The organism is Chryseobacterium sp. C2(2020) (assembly GCF_014218915.1).
Lineage (GTDB): Bacteria > Bacteroidota > Bacteroidia > Flavobacteriales > Weeksellaceae > Chryseobacterium > Chryseobacterium mucoviscidosis.
On sequence record NZ_JACLCT010000002.1, the window covers coordinates 84,557 to 102,793 of the forward strand.

An 18,237-nucleotide genomic window follows, 5' to 3' on the forward strand; every position below is an offset into this window, starting at 1 on the left:
AATTATTATATTATGAAATTCAACAGACTTTTTCAGCTTTTACTGGCTTTGATCCTTGTGATTAATGTTTCATGTAGTGATGATGAATATGTAATGCCGTCGCGAGGTGATTATGAAAACGGATATTTTATTGCGAATGAAGGGAACTTCGGAACACCTACAGCGAGTGTTTCTTTTATTTCTAAAGATCTTTCTGTATTGGAAAACGATATTTATAAGAAAAATAATAATGAAAATCTGGGTGATGTTTTGCAGACGATCACATTCAGTGATGACAGAGCTTTTTTGCTTCTGAACAATTCTAATAAAGTACAGGTTGTTAACCGTTATAATTTCAAAAAAACCGGAGAAATTACAGCACAATTGGATAATCCGAGATATATGACGATCAGCAACGGAAATCTTTATGTGTCTAACGATAAGTATAACGGAGGAAAATATGTGAATGTTTACAAGCTTTCTGATCTTTCTTTTGTGAAGAAAATTCCTTTCGCTTCCACTTCTACAGCGGAAAGAGTGGTAGAAGCAGGAGGAACGGTATTTGTGCAGAATGCTACTTACAGCTACGGAAGTACGCTTACAAGAATCAATACTTCAACCAATGAGATCATCAACACAGTTTCTGTTCCAAATGGTGAAATCGAAAAAACCATCAGTTACAATAACAATGTGTATGTAATTGCTTCAGGAGCATCTAATTCTTACATTTATGAAATTTCTCCTGCAGGAACGATTACAAAAACTACGACTTTAACCGGTATCGCCAATGCAAGAAATCTTGAAATTGATGGTGGAAAATATTACTTTACTTCTTCGAACAAGATTTATACAATGGATATGAATTCGACAACGGCTCCTTCTGCCCCTCTAATCAATAATTTTGTAGACGGAGGACAATATTTTACGCTGTATGGCTTCTCTGTAAAAGACGGAAAAATCTTTGCAGCCGATGTAAAAGGTTTTACCGCTCCATCTGAAGTTACAGTATATAACACTTCAGGAACAGTTCTGAAAAAATTCGTAACAGGAATCGGATCTAATGCTGCTTATGTGAATTAATTTTTTAAGGTCTTTGCTATAGTAAGAATTGAATGTTTATCATTTCTTTTATACAATACAAAGAAATAAAATTATGCTTAAAATACTCAGTTAATAAATTTCCTTAAAATAAGAAGCTGAAGAATACCCACAAACCACCAAACAGGAAACCTGAAATAGGTATAAAGCAATGTAAAATTATCAACAATTGGCTGATCTTTTGTCGCTTTTTCAATTTCAAAATCAACAGATAAAAGCTGAATAACAAATCCAAAAAATAAAAACGCAACCAGATATAAAATCCAGTTGCGTTTTTTAATTATTTTAAACTTCCAGACAACAATGTTGACAAGGAAAATTAATACTAAAATGATATAATCAAATGTCCCGAAAAGCATTTAGGCAAGTGTCAATCCAAGCTTTTCCGCTTCAGCAATCACGAAAGTTCTCGCTTCCTCGCTGTCGTTTCCAATTTCGCCTTCCAGAATGGCTTCCTTCACTTTTTCCTTTAAAATTCCGATCTCGCGACCCGGTTTTAAATTAAACATTGCCATAATTTCTTCTCCTGAAATTGGCGGCTGAAAATTCCTTACCTGATCTTTTTCCTCAACTTCTTTAATCTTAACAGCAACATATTCAAAATTTTTCTTGAATTTCTCCTGCTTTTTAGAATTTTTGGTCGTAATATCGGCTTTACAAAGGGTAAACAGATCTTCCATATTTTCTCCTGCATCAAACAGTAATCTTCGCAACGCAGAATCCGAAGCATCATCGGTAATCAGAGCAATCGGTCGAGACGAAAGTTTTACCATCTTCTGAACATATTTCATGTCCGGACCTAAAGGCAGTTTCAGTCTCTGGAATAATGTTTTTACCATTTTTGAGCCTAAAAACTCGTGTCCGTGGAATGTCCATCCTGTTCCTTCAACGAATTTTTTGGTCGGTGCTTTTCCGATGTCGTGAAGCAATGCAGACCAACGAAGCCACAGATTATCGGTGTTTTCAGAAATATTGTCTACCACTTCCAAAGTATGGTAAAAATTGTCTTTATGGGTTTGTCCTTCCACTTCTTCTACTCCTTTCAGATCAATCAGTTCAGGAATAATTAATTTCATTAAACCCGTCTGTTCCATTAATTTCAGACCAATAGATGGCTTTTTGGAAAGCATGATTTTATTAAATTCCACCATGATTCTTTCCATCGAAACAATTTTGATCCTTTCGGCTTCCTGCTTAATGGCTTCCAGAGAATTTTCTTCGATCTGAAACTGAAGCGTAGAAGCAAAACGGATGGCTCTCATCATTCTCAAAGGATCATCAGAATAGGTTTGTGCAGGTTCCAGAGGCGTTCTTAAAATTCCTTTTTCCAGATCATCTACTCCATTGAAGGGATCGATTAGTTCACCAAAATTATCCTGATTTAACGAAATTGCCATGGCATTCACCGTAAAATCTCTTCTTTTCTGGTCGTCCTCAATGGTTCCGCCTTCCACTTCCGGTTTACGGCTGTTTTCGGTATAACTTTCCTTTCTTGCGCCTACGAATTCAAGCTCAAGATCTTTGTATTTGATCATCGCTGTACCATACGTTTTGAAAACCGAAACTTTCATTTTCGGATCGATTTCTTTTCCTACGTTTTGGGCAAGCTCGATACCGCTTTGTTCGGTCACAAAATCAATATCCGTTGATGCTTTTCTTTTCATCAAAAGATCGCGTACGTAGCCTCCGACGACATACACAGACTGGTTGTTTCGGGCTGCAACCTCCGAAATAATTTTGAAAAGTTTTAAATTTTTATTTTGAGTAAGGTTAATTTTCATTTTCTAATACACTAATGTCGTTCATTAATCGTAATGAGCATACATTTTATTAATTTTTTCATCTTCATTAAAAAACATCACTTCCATCGCATGTTTATCCATAATGGATTTGTAAAATAAAGCCACAGAATCTACTCCTGCCGTAGATTTTATAAGTTCGAAGTGAAGATCAGGATATTTTTCCAATGCTGTCTTCCAATATTCGCGAACCGCAGATTTTCCTTTTAGTGAACTTTCTTTTCCTCCTGTTGCTAATTTTATCATCGGCGTCACGATCTCTATATCATCTGAATAATGAGATAAAATAGTATCCAAATCATGCGAATTCCATGCTTTGATCCATTCTTCAGCAAACTTTTGATGATCCATCGCAATTGTTTTAAGATTGAAGTTCTGCAAAGATAAAACTAAAAAAAGAAATCCTGCCGATGCGGATGAATAAGACTTTAAAATATATGATAAAGGTCGATTATTCTCTCAGAACTTTTATCCTGTTGTCGCTCCAGACTTTTATTACCGACGAACCCGAATATTTTGAAACTTTTTCGCGGTCTTCTTCTACTGCATAGTCTACAAGATCAATCATTTCAGGAGAAATATCCGAGAATTTTAACGGACTTTTTTCACCGCTGAAATTGGCAGAAGTAGAAACCAAAGGTTTATTCAGTTTTGTAATCAGTTTTTTGCAGAAGTCGTTTTTTACCAGACGGATTCCGATGCTTCCGTCTTCAGCCAACAATTCTTTTGGCAATCCTCTCGGGTTTTCATAAACAATTGTTACGGGCTTTTCGCTCAGATCAATAATTTCCCAAGCCATTTCCGGAACATCTACCAAATCCTGTAATCTTTTTTCAGATTCCACCAAGATGATCATGGATTTGTTTTTTTCCCGTTTTTTGATGTCAAATATTTTGTTTACGGCTTCTACATTGGTAGCGTCACAGCCAATTCCCCAAATGGTGTCTGTTGGGTAAAGAATTGTGCCGCCGGATTTTAAAATTTCTATTATTTTTTCCATTGTTTTCTGTCATTGCGAGGAGCGAAGCGACGAAGCAATCTCAAAAAGGATTGAGAATATCTTTAATATCTTCTGTTAAATCTCTCCACTCCGGATTAATTGAATTTATTAAATCAATTTTTTTCTGTCTCGAACCTGCTTTAATTTGTTTTTCTCTAAAAATAGCATCTCCTATTTCCTGAAATGATTCCCAATAGACAAGTTTGTCAATATTATATTTAGATGTAAAGCTTAGCTCAAAAATCTTTTCTTTATGCTGATAAATTCTTTTTGGTAAATTTGATGTTACCCCAGCGTAAAGAACCGTATTGTTTTTATTGGTCATAATATAAACAAAGCCTGGTTTCATTTGTGTTCATCTTTAAAATTATGAGATTGCTTCGTCGCTTCGCTCCTCGCAATGACATAAAATTAAAAAACTTTACAACTTCGGCAAATACCTTTCCTCAATAATATTAAGATGATGAATATTATGACCAACAATCAATTTCCCGATGGTTTCGGCAGAAATTTGGTTTCCGTTGGCGGATCCTACATTTTTTAAGGCTTCAGAATTTGCAGTTTCCAAAAGAATCTGAGACGATTTTCTGATCAGTTGATATTCTTCCAATAATGAACTTAGTGTTCTTTCATTCGCGAAAGACTGTTTCGCATATAATTCTTCGTCAAAACCCGGTAATTCATTTTGGTCGCCTCTTGCAAAAGCCAATATTCTGTACTGAAAGATTCTTTCGGTATCGGATAAATGCAGAAGGAGTTCTTTCAGCGTCCATTTTCCTTCGGTGTAGGCAAAAAGAGATTGTTCTTCTGAAAGCTTTGAGTAAATTTCAACCGTTTTTTCTCCGGATCTTTTCAGTTCTTCCAGCCAGTTTTCTGAGGGAATTAAATCTAAATATCTTTGAACGTATTTTTGAAAATCAGTCATATATAATGAATAATAAGTAATTGGTAATGAGTAATATCTAATAACAATTAAGATTTCGTAACTGTTACATTATGAAATCTTCCATTCGTAAAAATTCACTTCATCGTAGATTTCGAATCCGCAGCTTGGGTAAAGCTTGTTTCCGATATCATTGGATTTTCCGGTTTCCAGTAGAATTCCGGCGGCATCGGTTGATTTTGCCATTTCTTTGGATGCTTCAATCAGTTGTTTTGAAAACCCTTTTCCACGATAATTTTCATTCACATACAAATCATTCAAAAGCCAGTATCTTTTCATTCTTGTGGAGGAAAATAACGGATACAACTGAACAAAACCGACTAATTTCCCTTCATTTTCGGCAACAAAAATTTCGGAATCGTTATTTTCAATTCTTTCTGTTAAAAAATTTTCCGCAGCAGGAATATCGGAATCTTTATGGTAAAAAATTCTGTACTGATCGAACAGTTCAGATAACTGCTGTACATCTGCAAGTTGGGCTTTTCTTGTCATAATGGGAGTTTAAAACTTTGTCAAAGCACAAAAAAACTTCATAAAGCTTTAACAAAGTAGATTATAAATGATGGTCGTAGCTGAGAACGTGTTTCATTTTCCAGTCTTTTCCGTCCAGAATCCAGAGAATGGTAAATTTTGCACGGCTTCCTTTATTCCATTTTCCGTTGTAAAATTCGGCAAAATCATGTTCTCCTTCCTGAATAAAAGCATACAGAACATTATTGTTGTATAAAGGATATACTTTCATAGAATTTGGAATCAGTTCGCGTTTCACTTTGTTGGGGCCGCCACAAATATTGTTTTTAATGGAGGCTTTGAAGGCTTCTTTTCCGGAAGTAATTCCGCCTTTATCGTGGTAGAATTCCAAGTCTTCGCTTACGATAGAATCATAATGAGAAAGATCGCATTTATTGAATCCGATATCGAAAATCAGACTGTCTAATTTTTTCGCCGTTTTGTACAGTTCGTCAGTATTTTTAACCTGAGAAAAGGCAATCTGGCTTACCATTAACAGGAATAAAATCTGGATCTTTCTCATTTTGTTTTTATTTTAAAATGTTGTTCAACACTCTGTCATTCTGACGTTAGGAAGAATCTTTTTTAATAAATTTTTGAATTTCTATTCTAATGTTTGTCATTCCACAGGAATCTTGGCTCTAATTTTTTCAAGCGACTTTCTAACACTATCTAAAGATCTTTTCAGGATGACAAACTTTAATCGTATTTTTCAAATACTGAAAGAATTGACTACAACCTTAGCCACGATTGCAACGGCATCCTTTTGTGAAGCAAAGCGTAGCAAAAGATATAGTGGAAAGCGGGAAATAGCTCCAAAAATTTAAATAAATTCTATTTAGATTCTTTACTCCAATTCGTTCTATACAGAATGGCAAAGTGTTATAAATTGTTTTGAAACTAAGAAAAAGCTCTTTCCAGATCTGCGATAAGATCTTCTGCATCTTCGATTCCTACGCTTAAACGAACCAAATCGTCTGTAATTCCCAATTCTGCACGTTTTTCTGCTGGAATGGAAGCATGAGTCATCAAAGCAGGATGATTGGCAAGAGATTCTACTCCACCTAAAGATTCAGCTAAAGTGAATACTTTTACTCTTTCTAAAAATTTGATGGCATCTTCTTTTTTACCTGATTTGAAAGTGAAGGAAACCATGCCCCCGAAATCTTTCATCTGAGATTTTGCCAGTTCGTGTTGCGGATGAGATTCTAATCCCGGGTAAATTACCTGATCTACAGCAGGATGAGAATCAAGGTATTTCGCTACCGCCATTCCGTTTTCAGAATGTCTCTGAACTCTTAAAGCCAGTGTTTTGATTCCTCTCAACACCAAATAAGAATCGTGAGGTCCCAAAATTCCTCCGCTTGCAAACTGAATGAAGTGAAGTTTTTCTCCAAGTTCGGCATCTTTTGCAATTAAAGCTCCCGCAATAACATCGGAGTGACCTCCCAAGTATTTTGTTGCAGAGTGCATAACGATATCGGCTCCCAAATCAATTGGTCTCTGAAGATAAGGTGTAGCAAAAGTGTTATCCACTGCAACCAGAATATCTTTTCCTTTAGCAACTTCAACAACTGCTTTAATATCAACCAATTTCATTAAAGGATTGGTTGGCGTTTCAATCCAGATTAGTTTTGTTTTATCTGTAATAACGTCATTGATTTTAGAAACATCATCAAAATTCACGAAGGTAAATTTCAACTGATATTTTTCGAAAAGTCTGGTGAACATTCTGTATGTTCCTCCGTACAAATCGTCTACTGCAACCACTTCATCTCCAGGATTTAATAATTTTAAAACACAGTCGATTGCCGCCAAACCGGAACCGAAAGCCAGACCTCTCGCTCCGTTTTCGATGCTTGCCAAAGAGTCTTCCAAAGCCTGTCTTGTAGGGTTTGCCGCTCTGGAATATTCGTAACCGGAATGTACTCCCGGACTTTTCTGTGCGAAGGTAGACGTTAAAAATACAGGTACATTCACAGAACCCGTTGCAGATTCGTGATGCTGTCCTCCGTGTATTACTTTTGTATTAAAATTCATTGTTTTATATTTTTGATTTGAGGCTGGATGATGGAAGATGGATGCTTTTGTAAACTTCTAACATCAGGCTTCCATCATCCCGCTTTTTTTACATTTTTATCGCCGATTTTACTGCGAACTCTTCTGCCATCTGCTCCAACCATTGTGCCACATCTTCTTCACCTGTTGCTCTTTGGTAGGTATTTCCCATAGAAACAAGCACCTGATGAATGAACATTTTCATCTGATCCACCGGCATTTCTTTTGTCCAGAGATCAATTCTCAAAGCTTCCATATTTTTTTCGTCCCAAACGGAGATCATGGTTGCTTTTGTTTCTTCTTTTTCAATTCCGCCGTCCTGTGCGTTCCAGGTGATATTTTCCGGAATGTGGTTTTCATCCAGTTCTACATCTATCGTAATCTGAGTTTTTCTCATAATTTTCTATTTATTCTACTATATATTGTTTGCCGAATATTTTACATTCAGCGTATTACTTTTTATTTTACTTTCGGTTTATAGCCCGACTGGTTAAAGATCACCGTTGCATCCAATCCTAAGAAATCCTGAAGTTTGGTTTCCGGTTTCTGTTTCAGATATTCTTTACAGATCTGCCATCCTGTGAAAATGGCAATCTGCGGAGAAGATTCGTTATCAATTTCTGTATAAAATTTCGAGAATGGTCCCGGAGCGATAAAACGGTCTTCCAATCTGTGATCGTCTCCAAAAATGATATTATTTTCCACGAAATAATTCCAGATGTTAGCTTCGTTGGAAACTGCCCATTCATACTGCTTCTGGGTGTAGTTCATTTTCAGATATTCCGGATATGTGGGTAAAAAAGCATCTTTAAGAATCATGATTTTACCGTTGAGAATCATCATATCGATAAATTTCTGATGATCCGGAGATTCTTTTACAAAACCTTCCGCGAAAATCTGTGCAACTTTCGGAACAATATTATTCGGGTTCATGGATTTCTGGAAGTACATTTCCAGTCCTTTGTAATTGGGATTTCCGTCTCCCATAAAGCCTGTCATATCAATAAAAAGCTGATTTCCCTTCGCATCATAAAAAATCGGATCCTGAACCATCTGCAAAGCCGATGAAAATAAAAATACTTTCGGACTTTTAAAGGAAGGAAAATAAAATCTGATGTGCGAAAACAAATCCTGAAGATCGGTCTGCAGTTTTTTCTGATCTATTTTTGCGACTGCTTCCTGGTAAATTTTAATTTCTTCAGCATCTACTCTTCTTTTGGCAAAATCTGCATCGCTTACCGTTCCCTGAAACCAAGGAAATTTAGCTTTAAAGCTTTCCGATGAAACATTCGGATCGTAAAGTTCCTTGGAAATATCTGTAATTTCTACTTTTTCCGCCGGACTTGTAATTTCTACGTTCCATTGATTCCCGGATTCTTTTTTGCAGGAATTCAATCCTAAAATTAATACTAAAGAAAGTGCAGTAATTCTGAAAATCTTCATACTTTTACATGAAATTTAAGTGTACAAAAATACGGATTTAAACATAATGTAATGATGAAAAATAAAATAATTCCGATCCTCATTCTGATTTTCTCTGTATCCTGTTTTTACAGTCAAAGCCTCATTTTTAAGGATAAAAATCTTGAAAAAGCGGTGATTGAAAATTTTGATCTGAACAAAGACGGAAAAATGAATCAGTTTGAAGCCGACAGAATTGAAAATTTATTTTTAGTGAATAAAGGCATTACAAATGCAGAAGATCTTCCCTATTTTAAAAATGCAAAAATGATCGTACTGGATGATAACAGCATTGTAAATCTTTCCCTGAAAAATATGGATCATCTCCAGCTTTTTTCGTGTACAGGATGTAAAATTTCAAATTTTAAGGCAGAAAATCTAAAAATTCTGGCTTCACTGTATCTCGACAACAATCAGATTGAAAATATTTCGCTGAAAACGACGCCCAGAATTGATCAATTAACCGTATCTTTAAATAAAATAAAGACCATTGATCTAAGCTCGCTTAAATATCTTAAAAAGTTAAATCTTGAGCATAATCTGATTCAAAAATTAGATATTTCCCAAAATATGAATCTGGAAACCTTAAACGTGATGAAAAATCCGATCAAGGAAACAGACATTAAAAAAGGAGCAGCCAATGTAACGATTTTCGGATTTCAGCAACAGTAATTTTATGTATTTAGAAACACAAAGACTTATTCTGAGAAAATTTGAAGAAACAGATGCAGAACGTCTGTTTATTCTTGATTCCAATCCTGAAGTGATGAAATACATCGGAATGCCTCCTCTTTCCGACATCACCGAATCTGAAAATGTAATTAAAATGATTCAGCAGCAATATCTTGATAACGGTGTCGGAAGACTTGCTGTAATTGAAAAAGAAACCGGGCTGCTGATCGGCTGGAGCGGACTGAAATTAATTACTCAGGAAATAAACGGTTACAATAACATTTACGATCTCGGCTATCGTTTCATCCCGGAATACTGGGGAAAAGGTTATGCGCTGGAATCGGCAAAAGCTTCGCTTGATTTTGGATTTAATGATCTGAAAGCTGAAACCATTTACGCTCATGCTCATTCTGAAAACGAAGGTTCCAATCATATTTTAAGAAAATTAGGCTTCGAAAAAACCGGCGAATTCACTGAACCGGACGGAATCTGCTTCTGGTATGAGCTTCAACATAAAAATTACATCAAATAAACATTCAGAATTTTTAATTTTGAATTCCTTTAAATAAAAACAGACAAAAATATAAACAATGCAGACACAAAAAGTTATAGACCATATTGTAAACTGGCTGAAAGATTATGCCGTAAAAGCAAAAGTAAACGGATATGTAATCGGAGTTTCGGGAGGTGTGGATTCGGGTGTCGTTTCTACCCTTTGTGCGATGACAGGGCTTGAAGTTCTTGCGCTGGAAATGCCGATCCGTCAAAAAGCAGATCAGGTAAACAGAGCGCAGGATCATATTGAGGATCTGAAAAAGAAATTTCCAAATGTAAAATCAGAAACCGTTAACTTAACTCCTGTTTTCGAAAGTTTTGAAAATATTGTCAGCGCACATTCAGAAGGAAATCCCAATAACAATCTGGCTCTTGCGAATACAAGATCACGTTTCAGAATGCTTAATTTATATTATTTCGGTCAGCTTCACGGACTTTTAGTGTGCGGAACAGGAAATAAAGTGGAAGATTTCGGAATTGGTTTCTACACCAAATACGGCGACGGCGGTGTAGATGTTTCTCCAATCGCGGATCTTTATAAAACGGAAGTTTACGAATTAGCGAGAGCTTTAAATTTAATTGAAAGCATTCAGAATGCGATTCCTACGGACGGACTTTGGGATGCAGAAAGAACGGACGAAGACCAAATCGGGGCAACCTATCCTGAACTGGAAAAAATCCAGAAAGAATACGGAACAAAAACAGCAGAAGATTACGAAGGCAGAGATAAAGAAGTTTTCCAGATTTTCGACAGAATGCATAAAGCGGCAAAACATAAAATGGTTCCGATTCCGATCTGCGATATTCCGGAAGACTGGAGAACTAATTAATTTAACAATATATCAGTCTAACAATGTAACAATGGATTGCTAAACTGATAGATTGATACATTAAAGTTGTTTAAACTATTTCAGAATTAACCGCAAAAGTGACAAAAGATAAACTAAAATTTTATTTAAAGTTGATCATTATAAATGAAAAAGTTCACAATAGTTTTTAAAAATCTTTGATTTTTATTCTTTTGAGCGCTTTGGTTATTATAGAAATTCGCTTTAAGATTGTCTTTTGTACTTTTGCGGTTTAATAAAAGTTTAAACAAACTTATTATTACATTTTTTAATTTAATACTATGAATGGTAAAATAAGATCTGTATTTTTCATTTGTTTAGGGCTTCTTTTCGGGATGTCTGTAATGTACGTTTATAACAACTTCATTGCGGATAAAAAGGAAATTTCCTCTAAAAATCCAATAATTGAATACGGCAGTTCTGAGATTTCGGGTTCGGCATATTCGAGTCAGGAATCTATCGATGAGTTGACGGAAGAAAAAAGGGTTATTGCTTATGTTAAAAAAAATCATCAGCTTCCTGAGTATTACATCACCAAAAATGAAGCAAGAAATATGGGCTGGAATCCTTCCAAAGGAAATCTGTGTGAGGTTTTGCCGGGAAAAGCAATTGGCGGAGATAAGTTCAGCAACAGGGAAAGAACGTTACCTGAAGGAGAAAAGTATTTTGAAGCCGATGTGAACTATCATTGTGGAAAAAGAAATGCAGACCGGATTGTTTTCACGAAAGACGGTGATGTTTATCTGACGAAAAACCATTATAAGAGTTTTGAAAAGCAGTAATTTTTATCATATGTTATTCTGTTTGCTTGTAGTATTTTCATGTTCAGAAAAAAAGCAGAAAATTATAGAAAAAGGCAAGGAAACAACAATTTTGATCCAGCCATTTAAAGATATTGAAACAGAAAAAGTAAACTTTATAGCCAAAGAAATAGGAAAGATTTGCCCGAATGTGAGAATTCTGAAGCCGATTGATTTTCCTGAGAATACTTATTACAAACCAAGAAACCGCTATAGAGCTGATTCTATCATTTCATATTTAAATAAAGAAACGAAAGATGACTTTATTACCATTGGATTAACTTCAAAAGATATAAGTGTAACGAAAGGAAAAATAAAAGATTTCGGAGTGATGGGTTTAGGATTCCGACCCGGAAAAGCCTGCGTTGCATCCGACTTCAGATTAAACAAACAAAATTCTAATGAACAGTTTTTTAAAATTGCCATTCATGAGCTTGGTCACACACAAGGCTTAAAACACTGCCCTACAAAAATATGTTTTATGAGAGACGCAGAAGGCAAAAATCCTACAAACGAAGAAAATGACTTTTGCAAAAAATGTAAAAATGTTCTAATAAGTAAAAACTGGAAATTTAATTGATATGAGTACAATATATATAGATTTTACGGACATCGGAGATTATGAAGATTTCTATGCCCAACTGAAAGAAAAGATCAAACTTCCTGAGCATTTCGGAGATAATCTGGATGCACTTTCTGATGTAATTACAGGAGAACTGGAAATGCCCCTTCACATTGAGTTTGTAAATATGACGGTCGATCAGCTGGAAATTTTTGAAGATCTTCTTCTCACGCTTGAAGATGCGGAAGAAGAAACGGAAGATTTTACTTTCACTTATTTTCTCGAACAGTATGAAGATGATGAAGACGACCTGAACGAAGAGGAAGAATAAAACAATATACAGCCCGCAGATTAATCTGCGGTTTTTTTATGCATTAAAGTTTAATCTTAAAAAAGTACCAATAGCAATGATTCATTTCTTAAAATCAAGGCATATTTAAGGCATCTATGTGGTATTAATAAATTTTCAATACACTTTACAAATTGTTAACTTTAGATCAAATTAATACTAAAAAACTTATGATCATTTGTGAAAACCTTTTGTTTTCTCATGGCGCTGAAATGCAACACTATAATTCCGGAGATTATGTTTTTAAGGAAGAAAGCACTCCGAAATATTATCTGCAGATAAAAACCGGAACAGTAAAAATAAGCAGCTTTCTGGAAGACGGCAAAGAATTTATTCATGGAATTCCTTTTGATGGTCATTGCCTCGCCGAAACGTATATTTTCCACAATAAAAAATATGCTGTAAGCGGAGTTGCAATTACAGATTGTGAAATCATCAGACTTGAAAAAAATAAATTCTTACAACTTTTATTAGAAAAACCTGAACTTCTTCTCACTATGTATTCTTACACCGCAGACCGTATGCGTTACAGACATATCACTGCTGCACCGTTTTCTTTCAGAGATCCGATTACAAAGCTTACCCTTATTATGTCTCATGTAAAAGCTCATTTTGGTTTTGAAGAACAATTTTCCTTTGTGATTCCTTATACAAGACAGCAATTAGCCTCCCTCACAGGAATGCGGATAGAAACCGTAATCCGCGCAATTAAAAAAATGGAGCAGCAAAACATTGTAAAAATAGACAACAGTAAAATTTACGTTTAAAAACAAAAAAAATCCTTAACTTTTTGGTTAAGGATTTTATCATTTATCTTTAAAGGAAAGTACTATTTTCCAATCACTTCCGTAATCGGATTTCCTACATTTCCGCTTGGAAACTGAATTTTAAGCAATGAAGAAACGGTAGGTGCAATATCGGTCATGAAGTACGCTTTATTGCTTTCACCATGTTGAATTCCCCATCCCATAAATATTAAAGGAATATGCGAGTCGTAAGAATTCCATACACTGTGCGTTGTCCCTGTTTTTGAATACGGAGGAAGCATGGAATCATGTGAAATCAACTGAATATCTCCGCTTCTCTGCCTGTTGATTCCGTTGATGATTCTTTGCTTGATAGGCTCCGGAATAGAAGCTTCCGAAACTTTATTTACCGGAACAGCATACAAATCTGAAGGATCGCTTTCAATTTCTTTTACCGTGAAATCTACAACGTCTTCTAACTTGATATTATTTTCTTTCAGTAATTTTCTGTCGAAATAAATCTGGTAATTATCCACTGCATTGATCAGTTTATCAACCCCGAATTTTTCTTTTAACTTAAGATTGACGTTTTTATCCATTCCGTCTCCGAAGAAACCTGTAGTAATCTTATGTTCCTGTAAGAATCCTACAGAATGGGCGCCACCATGATCTGCCGAAAGGAAAACCGTGTACTGTCCCTTTCCTACTTTGGAATCCAGATAACTGAAAAACTGGGCTAAATCTTTATCGAGTCTCAGATAAACATCTTCCACTTCGATAGAATTCGGACCGAATTTATGTCCTGCATAATCCGTTGATGCCAAATTAATCGCTAACATATCCACCACATCGTCTCCTCCTAATTTTTCGCCTTCAATTGCGGCTTCCGCTAATTTCAGCGTTAATGTATTTCCGAATGGTGTATAACGGATATTGTCTTTTTTAGCCTGATAATCAGCAGCTAAATTACTGTAAGGAAAAGTAGGCGTTTTGGCACTTCCCAACAATCCTTCCCATGAAGAATTATCCGGAGAACTTTCTGTATACTGATTGATCGGAAGCAAGGTATTCCAGCCGTTGGCAACCAATTTATCCGGTAAATCCTGAGAATTGAATGTTTTTACCCACTGTGGAAGATCATTCATGTACCATGAACTTGTGATAAAGTCTCCTGTAGAATCATCAAACCAGAAAGCTCCGTTCGGTGTGTGTCCTGCAGGTAAAATGGAAGCCCTGTCTTTTAAAGAAACACCGATCACTTTTCCCTGAAAGTTGGTAGCAAGTCTCAATTCATCGGTAACCGTTGTCGACCATAGATTTTTCGGAGAATGACTTCCTACTTTGGCGTTGGCTGTTCCTACAGGCTTTACACTTTCATCTGTGGTACAGTAGACCTTTTGCCCGGTTTCCTTATCCGTCCAGTCGTTTCCTGCGATTCCGTGAATTGCCGGAACAGAACCTGTGTAAATACAAGTGTGCCCTAAAGCTGTAACGGTAGGAACATAGGGAATATGAACGTTATTTAAAGAATATCCTGTATTTAAAAGTCGTTTGAAGCCGTCGTTGCCGTATTTGTTATAAAAACGGTATAAATAATCCCACCTCATCTGATCCACAACCAAACCTACTACCAGTTTTGGTCTTTCCAACTGAGAATTTTTGTTCTTCTGCGCATTGATTGTAATGACGGACAAAAAAGCAGCCGCCGCAACCGAAATTTTCCTAAGCATCCAGTAAAATTTTTATTGACCACAAATTTAAGGGTTTTGAAAGTTTTGATGTGTGAAATTATAATTAATTTTAAAGTTCTAATTTGACTTAATAACTATGAAATATTTTGTGTTGTTTTTAATAGCCTTTCCGTTCATAAAATTGTCTGCTCAAAAATATATTCCATTTGATTGTGATGATTTTAATTTCAACATTGAATCCAGTGCAAATACTTCTATAAGATTCATCAATCAGTCGGATTACTTTTCATCATTAAAAGATACGGTTATATTACCCCAAAAACCGTTAATAAAAGAAAATGAGAAACTTTATACAGAATTTCAGAAAAAATTTCCTAATAAGATTTCCACTCATTGCATCAAAGCTAAAACTTTTTCCAAAGGAGAAATTTCAGAAATCTCTTATTGTAGTCAAAGACAAAAGATTTTTCTCATTACAAAAGAAAAAAATTTTTACATTTTCAAACTGAATGCATTTGAAGTTGATGATTTTCTATTATTTAATGAAGATAATGAAACAATATATTTCACAGAAAATTATCCGTTAATTCTGGATGAAGGTAAAATTATTTTTGATGTAGGACATTCTTATCCCGGAAAACAAATCATTAATTATTATCAATTCGAAGATAAAAAAGTTAAATATGCATCAATCGATCTACCTTTCGATTATAGAATTACCAAGTACAATATTGTTAAATATTCTAACTACAAAGTAATTACAGAACTTACAAGACATCAATTAAAAGAAACTTCTCCTAATTATTTTGAAAAAGACAAAGATGTTTTTTGTAAAAAATTCATGATCATCAATTGATTCTGATGGAATGATCAAATTTCAGAATTTACAACAATATTATTTTCAAGTAACTTCTTTAAAAAAACATTTTCATTATTTTATTGAAATTAAATCAATTTTAATTAGCTTTGAAATTAACGTAAAAACACAACTTATTGCATCCCAAAAACATATCTAATCATGAAAATTATCAGACCCTTTCTTTTTTCAGTATCTCTGTTGCTATTCGGTTGGCTGTTCATCAGCAATATCAACCTCATTAATGTTGCAGCAACGCTGAATGAAGCCGAAATCAATTCTGAAGTGGGAAAGGTAAATGCTTTCAGTAATATAGATCAGCTTAAGGAATTTACCATTGAAAAGATCAATTATCTGGAAGTGATTCGGGAAAGATTTTCGGAAAATGCCATGATACGAATTGTTGTGATTTCCGTTCTTGTTATAATTCAGATTTTGCTGTACGCCACAAAAAGCAGATTTCATGCCCAGAATTCTAAATTTTAATTCATGGAAATCAGAAAACTAAAAATATTTGAAGAAAATTTCATTCCTGATCCTGATTATAAAAGCTACGAAACTGAAAAGATTTTTGTGGTTTCAACCATCGAAACTGCAAATTCTTTTGAATTTAATCTGAGAGAAAAAAAACAGCATTATAAAAAGATTGGGAATCCGGAAATTGATGACATCACCAGTTTTAACGATCTTATTCAGCAAGGTCATTCGTTCGGCATTTTTGATGATGAAAAGCTGTGCGGATGGATCATCTGCGACTACCGGAAGAAAAACAACAGTCTTTTTATTGAAGATATCTGGATCAATAAGGAGTTGAGAAGACAGAATCTCGGGAGGTTACTGATCAAAAATATCAACCGTGAAGCCCGGAATCTGCAATGCAGAATTGTGGAAGCGGAACTTAGCAATACCAATTATCCTGCAATAAAATTTTTTCTGAAAGCCGGATTTCAATTTACAGGAATTAATACAAAATTATATAGCAACTCCACTGAAACGGCTTTATTTATGAGCTTTGAGCTGATGTAATAAATTTTCACTTTCTGTTAAAATTTAACTTATCCACAATTTTTTAAAAGTTATCCACAAACAACTAACAATTTTAGAACCGCTAATGATTACAAAAGCTTACATTCAGGAGTACAGCAATGGTAAAACAGAACCTGAATTTCTGGAGGTAAGAACTGTTTTGGAATCTAGAGGAGTTGACTGCGAATTTTTTACCATCAAAAAATTACATCGAAATCACATCCAGCTTAGTGAAGAAACGCTGATTGTCGGAGATCATTCAGCAATGGTATATATTTTCAAAAGATTGGGGATCACTCCATTCACCTCATCTTACCCTAAAAGTTTAAGGCATTATTTAAAGCGAAGTGTTTGGGAAACAACTGTGAAAAAACTCATGATGCAAAGTCATGAATACTCTTTAAACACTTTTGTAAAACCGAAATTTAAAACCAAACTTTTCACAGGACTTGTCATCAATTCACAACATGATCTTCTCCGCCTTGAATCATTTTCAAAAGAGACGGCGTTATTCTGTTCATCTGTTGTTGAATGGCTTTCTGAGTTTCGGGTTTTCGTGAATCATTCTGAAATCGTGGGAATAAAAAATTACAGCGGAGAGAGAAATCTTAAACCGAACATGGACACGGTAAAAAATGCTATTAAAGATTTCGAAAATTCAGATGAAAGAACGAAGGCATACGGAATTGATTTCGGAATTCTGAAAAACGGAGAAACTGCATTAGTTGAGTGGAATGACGGCTTTGCATTGGGTTCTTATGGTCTGGAAAAGGATATTTATACAGATCTTTTAATAAACAGATGGAAAGAACTCTTTAGCATTTCAAACCTTAATTTATAGAGTTATTTTTTATTTATCCTTTATTATTAAGCTCAACCGCTTTTAAGTTCGGAATGGTGTTTAAATTTATCTAATCTTTAATTTCACTCAGCTCAAATTCCATTTTTTTGAAAGTAAAAATTGCGGACAGTGACTTTCTGATAAAAACAAACATCAATATTTTCTTATTTTTCACTTAATTCTTTAGTAAAAAAAGCACTTTTAACAGGTTTAAAATTAAAAAAATACAGATTTCATATTTAATTACATAAATAATTACATTTAAATTATTTACATCTTTTATATTATATGATTAATAAAAAGGTCGTAAAAAAGCACATTTTTGACATTTTTACAAATTCAAAAAATAGTGATTTAACATAATTAAATACACTTTTTTGTGAATTAAACAAACATTTATAATAAAATAACTAATAAAATATTAATAATTTATCATATTATTT

At 34.6% G+C, this 18,237-nt stretch carries 23 protein-coding genes; 12 read left to right on the forward strand and 11 right to left on the reverse strand.

All coding sequences use genetic code 11. The annotated features are described in order from the left end of the window. Window positions 1-12 precede the first annotated feature (12 nt). Window positions 13-1,059 carry a DUF5074 domain-containing protein gene (locus tag H6W52_RS01695; RefSeq protein WP_116096164.1) on the forward strand — a complete coding sequence of 349 codons (1,047 nt, stop codon included), beginning with the start codon at window positions 13-15 and terminating at the stop codon, window positions 1,057-1,059. Window positions 1,060-1,436: 377 nt separating this feature from the next. Here the strand turns inward: H6W52_RS01695 and H6W52_RS01700 are convergent, their stop codons facing one another. The 10 genes from H6W52_RS01700 to H6W52_RS01745 all read right to left on the reverse strand — a co-directional run bounded on the left by H6W52_RS01700 (window position 1,437) and on the right by H6W52_RS01745 (window position 8,830). After that, window positions 1,437-2,858, reverse strand: coding sequence for a CCA tRNA nucleotidyltransferase (locus H6W52_RS01700; protein ID WP_116096160.1), 1,422 nt, complete (start codon window positions 2,856-2,858; stop codon window positions 1,437-1,439). 24 nt (window positions 2,859-2,882) lie between these two features. After that, the gene (locus H6W52_RS01705; RefSeq protein ID WP_116096158.1) at window positions 2,883-3,227 is read right to left on the reverse strand and encodes a nuclear transport factor 2 family protein; all 345 of its coding nucleotides are present in this window, start codon (window positions 3,225-3,227) and stop codon (window positions 2,883-2,885) included. Between the two features lie 100 nt (window positions 3,228-3,327). Beyond that, window positions 3,328-3,876, reverse strand: coding sequence for an L-threonylcarbamoyladenylate synthase (locus tag H6W52_RS01710; protein WP_116096156.1), 549 nt, complete (start codon window positions 3,874-3,876; stop codon window positions 3,328-3,330). Window positions 3,877-3,916: 40 nt separating this feature from the next. Then, window positions 3,917-4,225, reverse strand: a complete 309-nt coding sequence (locus H6W52_RS01715; RefSeq protein ID WP_116096154.1) for a GIY-YIG nuclease family protein — start codon at window positions 4,223-4,225, stop codon at window positions 3,917-3,919. A 72-nt stretch (window positions 4,226-4,297) separates the two neighbouring features. Beyond that, window positions 4,298-4,801, reverse strand: coding sequence for a DinB family protein (locus H6W52_RS01720; protein ID WP_116096152.1), 504 nt, complete (start codon window positions 4,799-4,801; stop codon window positions 4,298-4,300). 69 nt (window positions 4,802-4,870) lie between these two features. Further along, window positions 4,871-5,311, reverse strand: coding sequence for a GNAT family N-acetyltransferase (locus H6W52_RS01725; RefSeq protein WP_116096150.1), 441 nt, complete (start codon window positions 5,309-5,311; stop codon window positions 4,871-4,873). A 61-nt stretch (window positions 5,312-5,372) separates the two neighbouring features. Then, window positions 5,373-5,852: a nuclear transport factor 2 family protein gene (locus H6W52_RS01730; RefSeq protein ID WP_116096148.1), complete on the reverse strand. Its 480-nt coding sequence runs from the start codon at window positions 5,850-5,852 to the stop codon at window positions 5,373-5,375. Between the two features lie 377 nt (window positions 5,853-6,229). Beyond that, the gene (locus H6W52_RS01735) at window positions 6,230-7,408 is read right to left on the reverse strand and encodes a cystathionine gamma-synthase (protein WP_262511413.1); all 1,179 of its coding nucleotides are present in this window, start codon (window positions 7,406-7,408) and stop codon (window positions 6,230-6,232) included. Between the two features lie 49 nt (window positions 7,409-7,457). Next, the gene (gene gldC, locus H6W52_RS01740) at window positions 7,458-7,784 is read right to left on the reverse strand and encodes a gliding motility protein GldC (protein WP_076396489.1); all 327 of its coding nucleotides are present in this window, start codon (window positions 7,782-7,784) and stop codon (window positions 7,458-7,460) included. Window positions 7,785-7,846: 62 nt separating this feature from the next. Continuing rightward, window positions 7,847-8,830 (reverse strand): gliding motility protein GldB, encoded by a 984-nt coding sequence (locus H6W52_RS01745; RefSeq protein ID WP_116096144.1) that lies wholly within the window; start codon window positions 8,828-8,830, stop codon window positions 7,847-7,849. Window positions 8,831-8,884: 54 nt separating this feature from the next. Here H6W52_RS01745 and H6W52_RS01750 point away from each other — a divergent pair, with 54 nt between their 5' ends. The 7 genes from H6W52_RS01750 (at window position 8,885) to H6W52_RS01780 (ending at window position 13,401) form a co-directional block, all read left to right on the forward strand. Beyond that, window positions 8,885-9,520 carry a leucine-rich repeat domain-containing protein gene (locus H6W52_RS01750; RefSeq protein WP_228457506.1) on the forward strand — a complete coding sequence of 212 codons (636 nt, stop codon included), beginning with the start codon at window positions 8,885-8,887 and terminating at the stop codon, window positions 9,518-9,520. Window positions 9,521-9,524: 4 nt separating this feature from the next. Next, window positions 9,525-10,052: a GNAT family N-acetyltransferase gene (locus H6W52_RS01755; RefSeq protein ID WP_185144386.1), complete on the forward strand. Its 528-nt coding sequence runs from the start codon at window positions 9,525-9,527 to the stop codon at window positions 10,050-10,052. A gap of 58 nt (window positions 10,053-10,110) precedes the next feature. Next, window positions 10,111-10,905 carry an NAD(+) synthase gene (nadE, locus tag H6W52_RS01760; protein WP_116096140.1) on the forward strand — a complete coding sequence of 265 codons (795 nt, stop codon included), beginning with the start codon at window positions 10,111-10,113 and terminating at the stop codon, window positions 10,903-10,905. A 299-nt stretch (window positions 10,906-11,204) separates the two neighbouring features. After that, window positions 11,205-11,705 carry a ribonuclease domain-containing protein gene (locus H6W52_RS01765; RefSeq protein WP_116096138.1) on the forward strand — a complete coding sequence of 167 codons (501 nt, stop codon included), beginning with the start codon at window positions 11,205-11,207 and terminating at the stop codon, window positions 11,703-11,705. Between the two features lie 10 nt (window positions 11,706-11,715). Continuing rightward, entirely contained in the window at window positions 11,716-12,303 is a 588-nt protein-coding gene (locus H6W52_RS01770; protein WP_116096136.1) for a Zn-dependent protease, read from the forward strand. 1 nt (window position 12,304) lies between these two features. Further along, window positions 12,305-12,616, forward strand: a complete 312-nt coding sequence (locus H6W52_RS01775) for a barstar family protein (RefSeq protein ID WP_116096134.1) — start codon at window positions 12,305-12,307, stop codon at window positions 12,614-12,616. Window positions 12,617-12,804: 188 nt separating this feature from the next. Continuing rightward, window positions 12,805-13,401, forward strand: a complete 597-nt coding sequence (locus H6W52_RS01780; RefSeq protein ID WP_123891932.1) for a Crp/Fnr family transcriptional regulator — start codon at window positions 12,805-12,807, stop codon at window positions 13,399-13,401. A gap of 62 nt (window positions 13,402-13,463) precedes the next feature. Here H6W52_RS01780 and pafA read toward each other — a convergent pair whose 3' ends face one another. Next, entirely contained in the window at window positions 13,464-15,110 is a 1,647-nt protein-coding gene (pafA, locus tag H6W52_RS01785; RefSeq protein WP_185216392.1) for an alkaline phosphatase PafA, read from the reverse strand. A gap of 142 nt (window positions 15,111-15,252) precedes the next feature. Here pafA and H6W52_RS01790 point away from each other — a divergent pair, with 142 nt between their 5' ends. The 4 genes from H6W52_RS01790 to H6W52_RS01805 all read left to right on the forward strand — a co-directional run bounded on the left by H6W52_RS01790 (window position 15,253) and on the right by H6W52_RS01805 (window position 17,794). Continuing rightward, a complete protein-coding gene (locus tag H6W52_RS01790; protein ID WP_123891931.1) occupies window positions 15,253-15,927 on the forward strand; it encodes a hypothetical protein in 675 nt (224 codons plus the stop codon). Window positions 15,928-16,089: 162 nt separating this feature from the next. After that, window positions 16,090-16,413: a hypothetical protein gene (locus H6W52_RS01795; protein WP_116096126.1), complete on the forward strand. Its 324-nt coding sequence runs from the start codon at window positions 16,090-16,092 to the stop codon at window positions 16,411-16,413. A gap of 3 nt (window positions 16,414-16,416) precedes the next feature. Continuing rightward, window positions 16,417-16,953 carry a GNAT family N-acetyltransferase gene (locus tag H6W52_RS01800; RefSeq protein WP_116096124.1) on the forward strand — a complete coding sequence of 179 codons (537 nt, stop codon included), beginning with the start codon at window positions 16,417-16,419 and terminating at the stop codon, window positions 16,951-16,953. A gap of 85 nt (window positions 16,954-17,038) precedes the next feature. After that, on the forward strand, window positions 17,039-17,794 hold the full coding sequence (locus H6W52_RS01805; protein WP_116096122.1) for an ATP-grasp domain-containing protein: 756 nt from the start codon (window positions 17,039-17,041) through the stop codon (window positions 17,792-17,794). The last annotated feature ends 443 nt before the right edge of the window (window positions 17,795-18,237 follow it).

Coding starts and splice junctions, on each gene's coding strand:
- H6W52_RS01770 (WP_116096136.1), top strand. CDS start 11,716: ATGTTATTCTGTTTGCTTGTAGTATTTTCATGTTCAGAAAAAAAGCAG.
- H6W52_RS01775 (WP_116096134.1), top strand. CDS start 12,305: ATGAGTACAATATATATAGATTTTACGGACATCGGAGATTATGAAGAT.
- nadE (WP_116096140.1), top strand. CDS start 10,111: ATGCAGACACAAAAAGTTATAGACCATATTGTAAACTGGCTGAAAGAT.
- H6W52_RS01765 (WP_116096138.1), top strand. CDS start 11,205: ATGAATGGTAAAATAAGATCTGTATTTTTCATTTGTTTAGGGCTTCTT.
- H6W52_RS01725 (WP_116096150.1), bottom strand. CDS start 5,311: ATGACAAGAAAAGCCCAACTTGCAGATGTACAGCAGTTATCTGAACTG.
- H6W52_RS01795 (WP_116096126.1), top strand. CDS start 16,090: ATGAAAATTATCAGACCCTTTCTTTTTTCAGTATCTCTGTTGCTATTC.
- H6W52_RS01705 (WP_116096158.1), bottom strand. CDS start 3,227: ATGGATCATCAAAAGTTTGCTGAAGAATGGATCAAAGCATGGAATTCG.
- H6W52_RS01800 (WP_116096124.1), top strand. CDS start 16,417: ATGGAAATCAGAAAACTAAAAATATTTGAAGAAAATTTCATTCCTGAT.
- H6W52_RS01805 (WP_116096122.1), top strand. CDS start 17,039: ATGATTACAAAAGCTTACATTCAGGAGTACAGCAATGGTAAAACAGAA.
- H6W52_RS01745 (WP_116096144.1), bottom strand. CDS start 8,830: ATGAAGATTTTCAGAATTACTGCACTTTCTTTAGTATTAATTTTAGGA.
- H6W52_RS01750 (WP_228457506.1), top strand. CDS start 8,885: ATGAAAAATAAAATAATTCCGATCCTCATTCTGATTTTCTCTGTATCC.
- H6W52_RS01695 (WP_116096164.1), top strand. CDS start 13: ATGAAATTCAACAGACTTTTTCAGCTTTTACTGGCTTTGATCCTTGTG.
- H6W52_RS01780 (WP_123891932.1), top strand. CDS start 12,805: ATGATCATTTGTGAAAACCTTTTGTTTTCTCATGGCGCTGAAATGCAA.
- H6W52_RS01730 (WP_116096148.1), bottom strand. CDS start 5,852: ATGAGAAAGATCCAGATTTTATTCCTGTTAATGGTAAGCCAGATTGCC.
- H6W52_RS01720 (WP_116096152.1), bottom strand. CDS start 4,801: ATGACTGATTTTCAAAAATACGTTCAAAGATATTTAGATTTAATTCCC.
- pafA (WP_185216392.1), bottom strand. CDS start 15,110: ATGCTTAGGAAAATTTCGGTTGCGGCGGCTGCTTTTTTGTCCGTCATT.
- H6W52_RS01755 (WP_185144386.1), top strand. CDS start 9,525: ATGTATTTAGAAACACAAAGACTTATTCTGAGAAAATTTGAAGAAACA.
- H6W52_RS01710 (WP_116096156.1), bottom strand. CDS start 3,876: ATGGAAAAAATAATAGAAATTTTAAAATCCGGCGGCACAATTCTTTAC.
- H6W52_RS01715 (WP_116096154.1), bottom strand. CDS start 4,225: ATGAAACCAGGCTTTGTTTATATTATGACCAATAAAAACAATACGGTT.
- H6W52_RS01700 (WP_116096160.1), bottom strand. CDS start 2,858: ATGAAAATTAACCTTACTCAAAATAAAAATTTAAAACTTTTCAAAATT.
- gldC (WP_076396489.1), bottom strand. CDS start 7,784: ATGAGAAAAACTCAGATTACGATAGATGTAGAACTGGATGAAAACCAC.